The organism is Nocardia sp. NPDC005978, from assembly GCF_040614455.1.
Taxonomy (GTDB): domain Bacteria; phylum Actinomycetota; class Actinomycetes; order Mycobacteriales; family Mycobacteriaceae; genus Nocardia.
Map to the genome: position 1 here is coordinate 1 of NZ_JBEXUS010000154.1, position 14,514 is coordinate 14,514.

The window sequence follows — 14,514 nt, forward strand, 5'->3', positions numbered from 1 at the left end:
GCACCACACCCCGGCGCGGCAATCGGCGTGCCGGATTCGTCGCCGCTGCGCCACCGGCGCATCCGGGCCATCGAGCACCGCGAACGATGGCGAATTCGAGCCACTTCAGCCGCAGACCCGGGGTCGCGCTGTCCCGGTGGTCGTGGATCGACCACGAAGTCCGCAAACCACGGGTATGGTTCGGGCCGCCGACAGCGTCGGCCCCACGGGGTGGGGCGAGAGCCGCGCACCGATTCACCACCGTATGTCGCCACGCAGGGGTTTCGACATCCGGACGGGGAAACGGTGTGCGGCTTTTACGTATCAGCAGTCGCAGCCGCACCCGCAGCCGTCACAACAGCAGCCGTCACAGCAACCGTCGCAACCGCAGCCGTCACAGCCGCAGCCGTCACAGCCGCAGCCGTTGCAGGCGTCGCAGCCGCAGCGATTGATCCAGGCGTCCTTGCGATGCCCGCTGCACGGGCGGGTGTGCTCGGCGCAGCACGCGTAGCCGGTGCAGTACTGGCCCAGGATGATGCCGATGCCCTCGAAGATGCCGGGCTTGCTGACCGGCGGCCCGTAGGAGGCATGGACATCGTGCGCGCCCGCGCTCGTGATCGGCAGGAGCGCGTTCGCGCCGAACGCCTTTCGCGTGTCCGCCGGGTGCTCGTGCCCGCTGTGCTCATGGCCGGCGCCGAGACCGGTTTCGATCGACTCGGTCCCCGGCGACCACTCGGAGCCGTGCCCCGCCCGGGACCCGCAGGCCCGGGACGTGCACGCGTGCACCACGTTCGCCGCCCGCCCGAGTCTGCGGACGACCCCGTTGAGCGGATCCAGCAGCAGCCAGCGCACCGACCCCACGCGTTCGAGGCCGACGCTGACCAGTGCGGCCCGCAGCAGCGAATTCGATTCGCGCAGTAGCTCGTGCGCCTGTTCGGCGCCGATGCCGGTCGCGGTGAGCGGGTTGAACTTTCCGTGCTCGCGGTCGTGGTCCAGATCCTCGATGGCGTCGGCCAGGTGCGCGATGCGCCCGAAATGCCAACCGGCCGTGCGCAGTGCGTCCGCGTTGGCGGGCTGCTCGGCCAGTATCGCGGTGTGCGCGAACAGTTCCGCGGCGCACAGCTGGGTGGGCGCGGTCAGCCGGTTCAGCGCGTCCAGGTCGGCCGGGCCGGTGTGCACGCCGTGCCGGGCAGCGGCCTGTTCGAGCGCGGTCTGCGATTCGATGGCGGCGACCAGCGGCGCGATGTCGAGGCCGATGCCGGCCGCGGCGTCGTGGGCCTGCGCATGCCAGCGGCCCGAGACGCGGGCGAGCGGCCGGACGGCGCCGCGCGCGGTCTCGCCGTCGTCGAGGTGGTCGCGAATCTTGGCCGCGCCCAGCAGCAGTGACGCCGTGGTGGCCAGGCGAACGCCCGGCGAATCGGCGGGGGCGACACTCGCGCGCCGCATGCCGCGCAGCGGGCAGGGGCCCGCGCTCGTGCGCTCGGCGGTCCGGGTCTGCTGCGCCTCGGTGAGCACGCCGAGCACGATGGCGTCGGTGTTGGTCGCCGCCCGCGCGAGCTGGCCGTGCCCGTCGCGCAGGCCCAGGCAGAGCCCGCACATCTGGGTCTGCCAGGCCCCGGCGTCCATGCCGTACCGCGCGGCGCCGTGCTGACATGGTTTGAGCAGCCCGAACATGGTGTAACCCCATCCCCGGCCGGAGTGCACCGGCCGTCCCGCAACACGATTCCGTCGAAACTGTCGCAGGTGACGGGGTCCGCGGCAACCCGATCGGGGCTAGTTGTCCTTCTTCTTGCCCGCCAGGCCGCGCCACGCCAGATCATCGAGCAGATCCACCGCTTCCGCCATGTCGACCGTGCCGCTGGCGACCCGGTCGGCGATGGCCTCGCCGGCGCCGATCACCGCCACCGACACCACTTCGAAATTGGTGCCGGGCTCGGCGTACTTGGCGCTGGATTCCAGCAATTTCGCGGTGAGTTCGATGACCCGGTCGCGGCTGTTGGATATTTCCGAGGCGAACGGCTGCTGACCCAGGGCCTGCCGGTAGAGCACCTGCCAGGACAGGCGATTCTGATCCACGTACGAAAGGAAGGCTTCGAGCCCGGCGCGCAATTGTTCGTGCGGGCTCAGTTTCGGGTTGCCCGCCACCGCGACCGCCTCGATGAAGCGCATGCTCTCGCGGTGGATGCAGGCCCGGAAGAGTTCGTCCTTGGAGCCGTAGTACAGGTACAGCATGGGCTTGGAGATCTTCGCCTCGGCGGCGATGGCGTCCATGGACGTATCGTGATAGCCCTTGCGCGAGAAGACCTCCACGGCTGCGTCGAGCATCTGTTGCTCGCGCACAGCGCGCGGTAGCCGTTTCGTTCCGCCAGCCATCCACTCTCCTAGACCGTGCTGTACACGTCTGTCCTTACACGTCGAACCCCTATCTTACTCCAAGGTAAGTTCCGCCATTGCGAATTGCCGGTGATTCGCCGGACGGTCAGCAGGTGGGAGCGGTGCCCTTGAACTTTGCCATGCGCAGTACCGAGGCATCCACCTGCGCTCCCGGTAGGCGGCCGGAGCTCACGGCCTGCTCCAACCGGTCCAGCACCGAGGTGACGGCGTCGGTGGTGATCCACAGGGCATTGTCGGCGCCCGCGACCAGCGATGCTTCCACCGCCTCCTCGATGCTCATGCGACTGGTGATGGCCGCCATGCCCCCGAGATCGTCGGTGAAGATCACCCCGTCGAACGGGGCCGCGCCGTACCCGGTGCCCTGGCGCAGCAGCTGCATGACCTGCGGGCTGATGCTGGCCGGGATGTTCGGCTCGGTCAGTCCGGGCACGTCCAGGTGGCCCACCATGACGGCCGCCCCGGATCCGATCAGCGTGCGGAACGGCACCAGGTCCCGGGTCTGCAGTTCGGCCAGCGGGGGCGTGCGCACCGCGCCGGTGTGCGAATCGCCGGATCCGGCGCCGTGGCCGGGGAAGTGCTTCATGACGCTGCCGACGCCCGCGTCCTTCAGGGCGCGGATGTAGGCGTCGGCGTAGGCGATCACGACGTCGGGCTTGTCGGAGAAGGACCGGTCGCCGATGACGCTGTCCGCCGGCTGGCTGCTCACGTCCACATCGGGCGCGAAGTTGACGGTCACGCCGAAGGACTTCAGCTTCTTCGCGCGGTCGAGGCTGAAGGTGTAGAACTCCTCCGGGCTCATGACGTCGACGGTCGCCCGCGCCGACGGCGCTTCGCCGATCAGGTTGCGCACCCGCGAGACCCGGCCGCCCTCCTCGTCGATGGTCACCATCAGCGGGGTCCGGGATGCGGCCTTGACCTTGTCGATCTGATGATCGGCCAGCAGCGAGGACTCGGTCCACCCGCCGACGAAGATGCCGCCGATCTGCTCGGTGCGCACCACGTTCTCCGCGTCGGCCGCGCCGGTCACGCCGACGGTGAGCAGCTGCGCCAGCTTCTGCCGCAGCGTGAACTGCGACAGGTACCCGGCCGCGCAGTCCTGCGGCGCGGGGCTGGTGCTCGGCGCGAGCGAGGTCTCGGCGGATCCGGTTGTGGTTCCGGCGGATTCGGTCGTGGAGGTGGTGCTGCTGCCACCCGAGCAGGCGGTCAGCACCACGGTGGTCATTGCTAGCACGAGGACCGGGAGGGTGCGCATACGTCCGACCGTAGCGACCCGCCGCCACCGGTGGCCATCTCGGCACACGTGTCGCGCCGGGAACGAGGTCGCCGGGCGCGTGCGCGGTGGGTCGCGGAGGCGTCCCGCTGGACTGCCCGGGGTCCGACGAATGCCCGGGCGTTACGCGTTCAAACAAATTCGTGGGAAATGCCACAGCAAATAGCAAATATGTGGCGACTAACACAGTGGCAATTTCACTATTCGCGGACGTACTGGGTAGCGTGCCCCTTTGCGTAGCTAATTATCAGGTCTAGCTGCAGGTATACATCTGCCGAAGTGTCGGAGGGGGATTCGTGATCAGCGAAGGGCAGATGGCAACGAAGGGGTCGTAGTCCTGATCCGGAAAATCTGCATAGCTCCAGCTAACAGCAGGTTTTCGGATCGGACGGGGCGAAACAGAAGGACTGGAACACTATGCGTATCGGCGCAACGCTGCGCTCCGCAGTGCTCGGCGTGGCGGTGACCGTCGGGCTCGGGCTCGCGGCCGCCACCCCGGCGACGGCGGCCACCGTGGACCGCTATCTCGATCTGCCGCTGGTCAATCGGGACGCCGCTCAGGCCCCCGGCGGGGTCAACCCCGAATTGCCCTACGACCGTGACGAACTCGGCGATCTCCTCGAACAGGCTCGCGCGCAAGGCATTCCGCCCGCCCGCTATAGCGCCCTGCTCTACCAGTACTGGCTGGTCGACGCGACGGGCAAGGCCGGAATCGACCTGCGTGCCTGGGATCCGCGCGCCGGTGTCCGCGCCAATCGCGACAACCTGATCAAGTCCTACCGCTACTACGAGGACCTGCAGCTCGGCCATCGCGAACTGCAGTGGGCCGGCATGGGCGGACAGGTCGGCGCCGACTTCGGCGGCGGGCTCATCGATTTCGAGCTGATGGGTGCCGACCTCTACGGTCTGCCCGGGCTCGCGGACGCCGCGCACCGGGTGCTGGGCGCCGTGCATCAGGCCGCCGGCCCCGCCGCGGTGGCGAGCCTGCCGAGCGGGCTGCGCGCCCTGGCGAACGCCGCGCCGGACATCACGCCCGAGGACGTCCGCTACGTCATCGGGATGATCCTGGTGATGCAGAAGAACATCTTCTCGGACCTGATGCCCATGCACGACGCGTACGTGACCGGCGGTCTGCCCGCGCTGCGCGAATTCGAGGCCGCCGGCCTGTTCGGCGCGGACATCATGGCCGCCTGGGGCGATATCGCCTCCGGTGTGCCCGACCGGGTGGCGGCGGGCAATCGCGTGCTGCTGAACCGGGAACAGGGCTGGGTGGTCAGCAGGCAGTGGGACGAGGTGCGCGCCTACCGGGGCGACATCGGCGCCGCCCTGACCTATGCCACCGGTGCGGCCGGTTCGCCCTCGGTCGCGGGCGTGGTGCCGCCGCGGGAGTTCAACCCCGTGCGCGTGCGGTTCACCACCGCCGACGGCCGCCCCGCGCTGCTGACATTGCCGCTGCCGGACTGGGATTGGTCGGTCTTCGAGTCCCGCTGGGACTACATCAGCAGCGAACTGCTGCCCAAATACCGCTATCAGGTCGAGAACAACTGGCCCGCACTGGAAGCTGCCATGCGGACGCCGTACGAGGTGCAAATGGAATCGAAACGCCCGCTGCTGAACATCCCGCAGCTGCTGTCCTCCGCCGCCGGTGAACTGCGCGTCACCGTGCTGACCCCGGAAGCGGTGAGCTAGATGTCGCGCTGGAAACTGCCCGCCTTCCTGCTGGTCGCGGCGCTGACGCTGGCCGGCGTGGCCACCGGCGCCACCACCGTGCTCGCCGAGCCGGTCGGCGAGGCGCCCGTGAACGAGGTGCCCGGCCTGGACAAGGTGTTCAACGGGTTCGTCATCGGCACGCTGAACACCGCCGAGAACGCCACGCCCGAAGAGAAATTCGAGGCGCTGCTCGCGAATGATCCATTCTACCAGGAGCCCCCGCTCACCGGACGGGAAAAGCCCGGCGACATTCTCAAGGCCAAACCGGTCGACGTGATGTTCCTCGGCGTGAAGCCGCGGACGGTCGCCGCGTACAAGCTCATGTACGTGACCACCGCGCCCGACGGCGTCAGCCCGGTCATCAGCACCGGAATCCTGATGATTCCCAAGGACGGCCGGTCCGACGCCGACCGCAAGCTCATCTCCTACCAGGAGGCCAACGACAGCGTCGGCTGGTCGTGCCATCCGAGCACCCAGTGGACCGGCGGCGCGCCGCTGGACGGCTCCTCGTGGTCGGCGCTGGGCCCGCTGGCGCTCATGTTCGACAAGGGCTACGCGGTCATGATCTCCGACGTCGGCAACGACGCGGATCGCGACCCGCACGGGGTGTTCGTGGGCACCTACGCCGGGCACGCCCAATTGGACGGCGCGCGTGCGGCTTTGGCGCTGCCCGAGTCGGGTCTGGATCCCGCCGCGCAGATCGCGCTGTTCGGCGTCGCGGGCGGCGGTGTGGGAGCGGCGTTCTCGGCCGAGATGGCGCCCGCCTACGCGCCCGAGCTGAACATCAAGACCACGGTCATGGAGGGCATGGTCGTGGATCCGGGCAACTTCATGCGCGTCACCAGCGGTTCGGTCGGCTCCGGTTTCGCGCTGGCGACCCTGCTGGGGCTCGAGCCCTGGTACCCGGAGATGCGGGTGAACGACAAGCTCAATCCCGCCGGGCAGGCGCTGGCGAACTTCTACCGCACGCAGTGCCAGGTGCCCGCCTACTTCGGCCTGCCGTTCGTGCCGATGGAGGCGCTGTTCACCTCGGGGCTCAATCCCGCGGACGAACCCGACTTCCAGGAGGCGTTCCGGAACAACATCCTGGGGCGCAACGGAACTCCGCGTTCCAAGATCATGATCTCGTCCTGCGCCAAGGATGATTCGCCGATGTCGCTGGTGCCCGCCAAGGACGCCCGCGATCTGGCCGACACCTACCGGTCGCAAGGTGCGGACGTCACCTACGCGCCCACCGACTGCTCCATGGAGCGCTTCATCACCGACATGTACGGCTGGGGCGTCGATCTGTTCGGCATGCAGACCATCGACTGGATCGACCGCAATTTCGACTGACAGGAGTACGGCCATGATGGCAATCGTGGATGGATTGGTGTACCTGCTCACCTTCGGACCGCTCGCGGTGGCGAAGATGGCGGCGCAGGCCCTGGGCCTGTGACGCGCGGCAGGTAGCGAGCAAGAACGACGGTGGCTCCCGGTGAATGACCGGGAGCCACCGTCGTATGCGCCGTCCGGCGTCGAAAGTTATTGCCGCCCGCGGTGGTTCGGTGATCCCGGACGCGCGGATCGCACGCCGGGACCCGCACTACTGCTTCGGCAGCTCGTGATGCCCGCCGAACGCCTGGCGCATGGCCGAGAGCACCTTGTCCGCGTACCGCGATTCCCCGCGCGAGGAGAACCGCTGGAACAGCGCCGCGGACAGCACCGGGGCGGGCACCCCCTCGTCGATGGCGGCGTCCAGGGTCCAGCGGCCCTCCCCGGAGTCCGAGACCCGGCCGCCGAAGGAGTCCAGGTTCGGGTCGGCGTGCAGCGCCGCCGCGGTCAGGTCCAGCAGCCAGGACGCGACCACCGATCCCCGCCGCCACACCTCGGTGACCTCGGGAACGTCGATGTCGTAGCGGTAGAACTCGGGGTGCTCCAGGGGCGTCACCTCGGCGGAGTGCTCGGTGTCGGCCGCGTTCCCGATATCGGCCCGGTGCAGGATGTTCATGCCTTCGGCGTAGGCCGCCATGGCCCCGTACTCGATGCCGTTGTGCACCATCTTCACGAAGTGCCCGGCGCCGGCCGGACCGCAGTGCAGGTAGCCCTGCTCCGCCTGGGAGGGGGCGCCGGTGCGCCCGGGCGTGCGCGGCGCGGCCTCGACGCCGGGCGCGATGGATTTCAGCAGCGGGTCCAGGTACGCGACCTGCTCCGCTTCGCCCCCGATCATCAGGCAGAAGCCGCGGTCGAGGCCGAACACGCCGCCCGAGGTACCGATGTCGACGTAGTGAATACCCTTGGGCCGCAGGTCGTTCGCGCGCCGGATGTCCTCGTGGTACCGGCTGTTGCCGCCGTCGATGACGATGTCGCCGGCTTCGAGCAGACCCGCGAGTTCGGTGATCACCGCCCCGGTGGCCCCGGCCGGGATCATCACCCACACCACCCGCGGGGCCTCGAGCGCGGCCACGAACTTCGCCAGGTCGGTGGTGCCGGAGAAGCTGTCGCCCAATTCGGCGGTGAGTGCGTCGATCTGCGGGGTGTGGCGTTCGTAGCCGACGGCGGTGTGCCCGTCCCGGACGATGCGGCGCACGATGTTGCCGCCCATCCGGCCGAGCCCGATCATTCCGAGCTGCATTCCGGTCTCCTCGAGTCATCTCGAGCCTCGTCGTTCCCAGGCTCTGCCTGTGCGCGAGCGGGCGGGGCCCGGCTCGCATCGCGAACTGTCTCGATTGTCCCAGTCGAAGTCGCCGGAAGTTTTTTCGCCACTCGTGCGGATCGGGTGTAACGACCCCGGACGGGCCCCGATAGACGGGGTGGCTCCGTGCTGTTGCCAGACCCCCGACCCGGCAACCGCACGGGGCTCTTTCATATCCCGGCAACATGTTGCACAGTGTTTGCTGTGAGTCTTGACAAGCGGCGCGTGTCGGCCCGGACCATTATGGTGGGCGGTGAACTCGCGCCTGCGGGTCGGTATTCCACCATTTGGGAGGATGGTTCGTGACCATCGAAAGTCCCGGGCGTCATGCGAAGTCGCGGCGCACCGCCGATGACCCGGCGCCCGGACGGCAGTTCCTGAACTCCGCGGCGGCAAAGCGCGCCGGGATCGCGGCAGGTGTGCTGATGGCCGCCGGCGGCCTGGCTTTCGCCCTGGACTTCGGCCTATCGTCCGGAAACGTGCCGCGCGGGGTCGAGGTCGCGGGCGTGGATATCGGCGGGATGGACCGCGAACAGGCGCAGGCCCGGCTGGAACAGGTGCTGAACCAGCGCGCCACCCAGCCGCTGACCGTGCGCATCGGCGATGTGAAGACCGAGGTGGTGCCCAAGAACGCCGGATTGTCGGTGGACTGGAGCGGCACGTGGGATCGGATCGGCGACCAGCCGGTGAATCCGTTCACCCGCGTGTGGTCCCTGTTCGGCACCCGCGTCGTGGAGCCCGCCGCCATCGTCGACAACACCGCCATGACAGCCCAGCTGGACGCCCTGCGCGCGGGCGATCGGCAGCCCGTCGAGGGCGGGGTCGTCTTCGAGGGCGCGAAACCGGTAGGCGTACAGCCCATCCCGGGCCGGGTCCTGGACGTCGCGGCCGCGCGCGAGACGCTGGCCGAGCACTGGTCCGACGGTTCGCCGCTGGAACTGCCCGCCGTGGAGACCGAGGCCACCGTGCACGCCGACGCGGTCGCGCGCACGCTGCGCGAGGTCGCCGAACCCGCGGTGCGCGCGCCGATCACCTTCACCGGCAAGGGCGGCAACGCGGTGCTGGAACCCGAGCAGATCGGCGGCGCGCTCGCCTTCGCGCCCGATGGGCAAGGCGGGCTTGCGCTCTCGTACAACAACGAGGCGCTGATCGCCGCGCTCGGACCGCAGTTGAAGGACACCGAGGTCGAGCCCAAGGACGCCACCTTCACCCTGACGGGCGGCCGCGCGACGGTGGTGCCCGCCGTCGTGGGCGACACCATCAACTGGGACAAGACCTTCGAAAATCTTGCCGCCCTGCTGGTTTCCGCCGGTGACCGCAGCCGGACCGTGGTCTACGAGCAGGTCAAGCCCAAGTTGACCACCGACGACGCCGGCAAGCTGGGCGTGAAAGAGGTCATCGGCTCCTTCACCACCAGCGGTTTCAGCGGCCCGTCGGGGGTGAACATCCGCGTCACCGCCACCAAGGTGAACGGCGCGGTGGTCAAGCCGGGAGAGACGTTCTCGCTCAACGACTTCACCGGCCCGCGCGGCGTCGCCGAGGGCTACGTCGAGTCCGGCATCATCGACAAGGGCCGCCCGAGCACCGCGGTCGGCGGCGGCATCAGCCAGTTCGCCACCACCCTCTACAACGCCGCGTACTTCGCGGGCCTCGAGGACGCCGGCCACACCGAGCACAGCTACTACATCTCGCGCTATCCCGCCGCCCGCGAGGCCACGGTCTTCGACGGCGCGATCGACCTGAAGTTCCGCAATCAGACCCCGTACGGCGTCTTCATCGAAACCTCCACCACCGCTTCCGAAGTCACGGTCCGTATGTGGAGCACGAAGACGGTCGAGGTCGAGTCCGTCACCGGCGAGCGCACCAAGCCCACCGAGCCCAACACGGTGACCCTGCCCAAGGGCAAGGACTGTATCGCCTCCGAAGGCGCCCCCGGCTTCACCACCTCCGACACCCGGATCATCCGCGACGCGGCGACCCGCAAGGAGATCTCCCGCCACACCCGCACGGTGAAATACGACCCCATCCCGGTGGTCAAGTGCGAGTAGCGGCCCCGCTCCCGGGATAGGCGTACCGATCGATGGCGACCGCCGCGAACACAATCGCGACGGTCGCCATCGCCAATTTCAGGTAGATCCGCGAGCGCAGCGCGGGCAGCAGATCCAGCGGTTCGCCCTGCACCAGCACCCGGGCGTCACCCACCTTGCTCCGAGTGTCAGCGCTCCTGCGACCTGCCGGCGGTACCCCGGTCTACGCCGTCTCCCCATACGCAACACGCACCCCAAACTATCCCGGTGTCGTGGATGAACCTGGGGACAACTGTGGAGAACCCGGGTGAATGCCCGCCCGCGGGCCTGTCCCCAGCCCTCCCGGGGCCGGCTGTGGAAAACCGCGCGGGCCCGTCCGCCGGGCTCCCGTCCGCCGCGCCGGACAACGACACGCGGGGTGTGATTCGCCAGGTCAGGAGGGGATTGGTGTAGGGATCCGACGTCTCCGGAAACCCGCCGCGAACCCGCGTGGACGCGACCGTCCGGGTGCGGCGATGCGCATATGACAAAAGTTATCCACAGGCGGTGGATAGATCTTGGGATAGATCTGTGGTTGAGCCACAACACCTAGTGGTCGATCACCCGTCCGCACCACACGCTGTGGATAGCCGTGCTCGGACCATCGCCCTTTCGGAGCCACCTCGGAGCCCCTCGGAACAGCGGTGCGCCCCGGGACCGTGGTCCCGGGGCGCACCGAGTCTTACTCGTGGATTCCCGGCGAGGCGGGTACCCCGACTCCTAGAAGGCGGCTTCGTCCAGCTCCATGATGTCGTTGTCGAGGTTCGACAGGACGGTGCGGGTCGAGGTCAGCTCCGGCAGGATGTTGCGCGCGAAGAACTGCGCGGTCGCGACCTTGCCGGTGTAGAACGCCTCGGTGGAGCCGTTGTCGAGGGCCTTGATGGCGACCTCGGCCTGCTGCAGCAGCTGCCAGCCGATGAGCAGGTCGCCGACCGACATCAGGAAGCGGACCGAGCCCAGGCCGACCTTGTAGAGCTCCTTGGGGTCTTCCTGCGCGCCCATCAGGTGCCCGGTCAGGGTGGCGGCCATGGCCTGCACATCCTCGAGGGCGGTGGCGAGCAGCTTGCGCTCCTGCTTCAGGCGGCCGTTGCCACCCTCGCGCTCGATGAACGCCTGCACCTGGCCGGCGACGTGGGCCAGGGCCACACCGCGGTCACGGGCGATCTTGCGGAAGAAGAAGTCCTGCGCCTGGATGGCGGTGGTGCCCTCGTACAGCGAGTCGATCTTGGCGTCGCGGATGTACTGCTCGATCGGGTAGTCCTGCAGGAAGCCGGAGCCACCGAAGGTCTGCAGCGATTCGGTCAGGTACTGGTAGGCGCGCTCGGAGCCGACACCCTTGACGATCGGCAGCAGCAGATCGTTGACGCGGAACGCGGTGTCCTTGTCGGCGCCCGAAACCAGCTGCGCGACATCCTCGTTCTGGTGCGCGGCGGTGTAGAGGTAGATCGCGCGCAGGCCCTCGGCGTACGCCTTCTGGGTCGCGAGCGAACGACGCACGTCCGGGTGGTGGGTGATGGTCACGCGGGGCGCGGCCTTGTCGGTCATCTGGGTCAGGTCGGCGCCCTGGACGCGGATCTTGGCGTACTCCAGCGCGTTCAGGTAACCGGTCGACAGGGTGGCGATGGCCTTGGTGCCGACCATCATGCGAGCGTTCTCGATGACGTCGAACATCTGCGCGATGCCGTTGTGCACCTCGCCGACGAGCCAGCCCTTGGCGGGAACGCCGTGGCCGCCGAAGGTGACCTCACAGGTGGCCGAGACCTTGATGCCCATCTTGTGCTCGACGTTGGTGACGAACACGCCGTTGCGCTCACCGATGGTGTCGGTGTCGAAGTCGAAGTGGAACTTCGGCACGTAGAACAGGGACAGGCCCTTGGTGCCCGGTCCGGCGCCCTCGGGGCGAGCCAGCACCAGGTGCATGATGTTCTCGAACAGGTCGTCGGAGTCGCCCGAGGTGATGAAGCGCTTGACGCCCTCGATGTGCCAGGTGCCGTCTTCCTGCTTGATCGCCTTGGTGCGGCCGGCGCCGACGTCGGAGCCCGCGTCGGGCTCGGTCAGCACCATGGTGGCGCCCCAGTTGCGGTCGGCGATCTTCTGAGCCCACTTCTTCTGCTCATCGGTGCCGTTGTTGTAGAAGACCTGCGCGAATCCCGCACCGGCGGCGTACATCTGGGCCGGCGGGTTGGCGCCGAGGATCATCTCGCCCAGGGCCCAGCCGACGACGGAGGGGGCGCCGAGGCCGCCGAGCTCCTCGCGCACGGGAACCTTGGACCACTCGCCGTCTTCGAGCGCCTTGTAGGACTTCTTGAAGGACTCGGGGAGCGTGACGGTGTGGGTCTCGGGATCGAAGGTCGGCGGGTTGCGGTCACCGTCGACGAACGAGTCGGCCAGCGGGCCCTCGGCCAGACGCTTGACCTCGGAGAGCATTTCCTTCACGGTGTCGCTGTCCAGGTCACCGTAGGCGCCGTTGTCCAGCAGGCTGCCCAGGCCGAGCACCTCGAAGAGGTTGAACTCGAGGTCGCGGATGTTGGCTTTGTAGTGACCCATGGTCGTACTCACTCTCCATTGAGATGGGTGCGGTTCGGTGGTTGCCGTTCCCGCCCATTAGGCCCATCGGGTAGACACCGTAAAGAAGCGCTACTGACGGGTAACTTATGTGTCATGTTACCGACCGGTAGGGCGGTGGCCAAGGTGATCGGGGCCGAATGTGACCAGAAGCACCCAGTTTGCTGATCAATAGCGAACCCGTTGGGCGCGTACCGATCCCGTTATCGCAGCTAGCGACGTTCCTCACGGGACGCACCGGGCGGCTATGAGCTTTCGGCGAGGGCGTGCGGTGCGCCGTCGCGGCGGGTGCGGGACGGCTGGCTACGGTGCGCTCATGCGCATCGAGACGACGGCCGGACCGGCCGAGGTGGACATCGAGCGGACGGGCCGGAGCAGGCCCGCGTTCCTGTTGGTGCTCACCCATGGATCCGGGGGCGGTGTCGACGCGAAAGATATTCTCGCCGTTCGCGATTCAGCGGTGGCGCGGGGCGGGGCCGTGGCCGCGGTGACGCAGCCGTACCGGGTGGCGGGCCGCCGCGCACCGGGTAAGGCGGAGACGCAGGACGCCGCCTGGCTGGAGATCATCGCGGCGCTGCGCAAGAAATTCCGCGGCGTCCCGCTGATCCAGGGCGGGCGCAGCAACGGCGCGCGGGTGGCCTGCCGTACCGCGCGCGACGCCGGGGCGCGCGGCGTACTCGCGCTGTCGTTCCCGCTGCATCCGCCCGGGAAGCCGGAGAAGTCCCGGCGGGACGAACTGCTCGCGCCGGGGGACATCCCCGTGCTGGTGATCAACGGCGCGCGCGACCCGTTCGGCATCCCGGACGCGGCCGACGCGGCGGAGGTCCACGTCGTCGCCGGGCAGGCGCATTCCTATCGCGCGGGCTTCGATGAGATCGTCGCGACCGTCGAGCCGTGGCTGGAGCGCTGGATCCGCTAGCGGCTCACCCGTCGCGGTGCACCCGCACCGCCCTCGGGTGACGGCGCCCGCTCGGTGACCGCGCCCGAACGGCGCGCTCGACCTCAGCGCGGCGGAGCGGCCGATTCGTCCGGCCCGTCGACCCCGAGTCCCTCGAGTTCGGCGTCGTCCAGGATCGGCGGCGGGCCGGGCCGGGTCGCGACCACGAGCGAGTCGATGGCGTCCCGGCTCTCGGTGGCGCGCCGCACCCGCTCCGCCACCCGAATGTCCAGGTCGTCGCGTGCCGGGCCGAGTTCGGCGACGATGTCGTCCGGCGTGAACAGCAGGGCCGGATCCTGTTCGCCGCCATGGCCTTCGGTGAGGTTGGCGGGATCATTGCCCAGCACCACCAGCATGCCCTCGGGCACGAGCAGATCGGCGGCCCGCAGCAGCAGGGCGCGGCGCTGCTCGGCGGGCAGGTGCAGATGCGCGATCAGGATCAATTCGTACGGGCCGGTGATCCCGGCGCGGTCGAGCTCGTTCACGTCGGCCCAGTGCCACCGAATGCGGCTGCGCACCGAACGCGACAGGCGGGACGCCACCGTGCGGCCCTTGTCGACCCCGGCCTGGGAGTAGTCGATGGCGTCCACCGCCCAGCCGTGGGTGGCGAGCCAGAGCGCGTTGCGGCCCTCGCCACAGCCCAGGTCGAGCGCGCGCGGCAGTTCCGGCCGCGGTTCGCCGACCGCGTGCGGGCCGTCCGGAAACCGGCGTTCGAGCCCGAAGACCTGTTCCACGACGGTGTCGTCGGGCGGTGCGCCCCACACCAATTCGGTGCGGCTGTAGAACTCGTCCCACGCGGCGGCATCCATGGGTCCGAGTCTATGGGCGCGGCGGCGCCGCCGAACGGTGGCGGCCGCCACCGCTGCCGCGGAACGGCCCCCGGGGCGGGCACGGACGCGAAACGGCCGCGAACACCGGC

Annotated in this window: 11 protein-coding genes; 4 read left to right on the forward strand and 7 right to left on the reverse strand. The window is 68.9% G+C overall.

Annotation, left to right across the window (positions count from 1 at the left end; genetic code table 11):
• Positions 1-303: 303 nt before the first annotated feature.
• The 3 genes from ABZ319_RS37210 to ABZ319_RS37220 all read right to left on the reverse strand — a co-directional run bounded on the left by ABZ319_RS37210 (position 304) and on the right by ABZ319_RS37220 (position 3,625).
• Complete coding sequence (locus ABZ319_RS37210) at positions 304-1,653, reverse strand: DUF5685 family protein (RefSeq protein ID WP_354991280.1); 1,350 nt, start codon at positions 1,651-1,653, stop codon at positions 304-306.
• A 99-nt stretch (positions 1,654-1,752) separates the two neighbouring features.
• A complete protein-coding gene (locus ABZ319_RS37215) occupies positions 1,753-2,352 on the reverse strand; it encodes a TetR/AcrR family transcriptional regulator (protein ID WP_354991281.1) in 600 nt (199 codons plus the stop codon).
• Positions 2,353-2,458: 106 nt separating this feature from the next.
• Positions 2,459-3,625: a glycoside hydrolase family 3 N-terminal domain-containing protein gene (locus ABZ319_RS37220; protein WP_354991282.1), complete on the reverse strand. Its 1,167-nt coding sequence runs from the start codon at positions 3,623-3,625 to the stop codon at positions 2,459-2,461.
• Positions 3,626-4,060: 435 nt separating this feature from the next.
• Between ABZ319_RS37220 and ABZ319_RS37225 the strand changes: the two genes are divergently transcribed.
• A complete protein-coding gene (locus ABZ319_RS37225) occupies positions 4,061-5,332 on the forward strand; it encodes a hypothetical protein (protein ID WP_354991283.1) in 1,272 nt (423 codons plus the stop codon).
• Complete coding sequence (locus tag ABZ319_RS37230; RefSeq protein ID WP_354991284.1) at positions 5,333-6,688, forward strand: lipase family protein; 1,356 nt, start codon at positions 5,333-5,335, stop codon at positions 6,686-6,688. It abuts the gene before it with no gap.
• 250 nt (positions 6,689-6,938) lie between these two features.
• Here ABZ319_RS37230 and gnd read toward each other — a convergent pair whose 3' ends face one another.
• The gene (gene gnd, locus ABZ319_RS37235) at positions 6,939-7,967 is read right to left on the reverse strand and encodes a phosphogluconate dehydrogenase (NAD(+)-dependent, decarboxylating) (RefSeq protein ID WP_354991285.1); all 1,029 of its coding nucleotides are present in this window, start codon (positions 7,965-7,967) and stop codon (positions 6,939-6,941) included.
• 362 nt (positions 7,968-8,329) lie between these two features.
• On the opposite strand from gnd, the gene ABZ319_RS37240 reads away from it, so the two are divergent.
• Positions 8,330-10,075: a VanW family protein gene (locus ABZ319_RS37240; RefSeq protein WP_354991286.1), complete on the forward strand. Its 1,746-nt coding sequence runs from the start codon at positions 8,330-8,332 to the stop codon at positions 10,073-10,075.
• Here ABZ319_RS37240 and ABZ319_RS37245 read toward each other — a convergent pair.
• Positions 10,062-10,229, reverse strand: coding sequence for a hypothetical protein (locus tag ABZ319_RS37245; protein WP_354991287.1), 168 nt, complete (start codon positions 10,227-10,229; stop codon positions 10,062-10,064). The two genes, ABZ319_RS37240 and ABZ319_RS37245, sit on opposite strands and share 14 nt — an antisense overlap.
• Before the next feature lie 584 nt (positions 10,230-10,813).
• On the reverse strand, positions 10,814-12,640 hold the full coding sequence (locus ABZ319_RS37250) for an acyl-CoA dehydrogenase (protein WP_354991288.1): 1,827 nt from the start codon (positions 12,638-12,640) through the stop codon (positions 10,814-10,816).
• A 334-nt stretch (positions 12,641-12,974) separates the two neighbouring features.
• Here ABZ319_RS37250 and ABZ319_RS37255 point away from each other — a divergent pair, with 334 nt between their 5' ends.
• Positions 12,975-13,577, forward strand: coding sequence for an alpha/beta family hydrolase (locus tag ABZ319_RS37255; RefSeq protein ID WP_354991289.1), 603 nt, complete (start codon positions 12,975-12,977; stop codon positions 13,575-13,577).
• Positions 13,578-13,660: 83 nt separating this feature from the next.
• Here ABZ319_RS37255 and ABZ319_RS37260 read toward each other — a convergent pair whose 3' ends face one another.
• Entirely contained in the window at positions 13,661-14,404 is a 744-nt protein-coding gene (locus tag ABZ319_RS37260; RefSeq protein ID WP_354991290.1) for a methyltransferase domain-containing protein, read from the reverse strand.
• Between the last annotated feature and the right edge of the window lie 110 nt (positions 14,405-14,514).

What these genes read in the sequence shown, in the direction of transcription:
- ABZ319_RS37260 (WP_354991290.1), bottom strand. Translation starts at nt 14,404, where the DNA reads ATGGATGCCGCCGCGTGGGACGAGTTCTACAGCCGCACCGAATTGGTG.
- ABZ319_RS37230 (WP_354991284.1), top strand. Translation starts at nt 5,333, where the DNA reads ATGTCGCGCTGGAAACTGCCCGCCTTCCTGCTGGTCGCGGCGCTGACG.
- ABZ319_RS37210 (WP_354991280.1), bottom strand. Translation starts at nt 1,653, where the DNA reads ATGTTCGGGCTGCTCAAACCATGTCAGCACGGCGCCGCGCGGTACGGC.
- ABZ319_RS37225 (WP_354991283.1), top strand. Translation starts at nt 4,061, where the DNA reads ATGCGTATCGGCGCAACGCTGCGCTCCGCAGTGCTCGGCGTGGCGGTG.
- ABZ319_RS37255 (WP_354991289.1), top strand. Translation starts at nt 12,975, where the DNA reads ATGCGCATCGAGACGACGGCCGGACCGGCCGAGGTGGACATCGAGCGG.
- ABZ319_RS37250 (WP_354991288.1), bottom strand. Translation starts at nt 12,640, where the DNA reads ATGGGTCACTACAAAGCCAACATCCGCGACCTCGAGTTCAACCTCTTC.
- ABZ319_RS37220 (WP_354991282.1), bottom strand. Translation starts at nt 3,625, where the DNA reads ATGCGCACCCTCCCGGTCCTCGTGCTAGCAATGACCACCGTGGTGCTG.
- ABZ319_RS37215 (WP_354991281.1), bottom strand. Translation starts at nt 2,352, where the DNA reads ATGGCTGGCGGAACGAAACGGCTACCGCGCGCTGTGCGCGAGCAACAG.
- gnd (WP_354991285.1), bottom strand. Translation starts at nt 7,967, where the DNA reads ATGCAGCTCGGAATGATCGGGCTCGGCCGGATGGGCGGCAACATCGTG.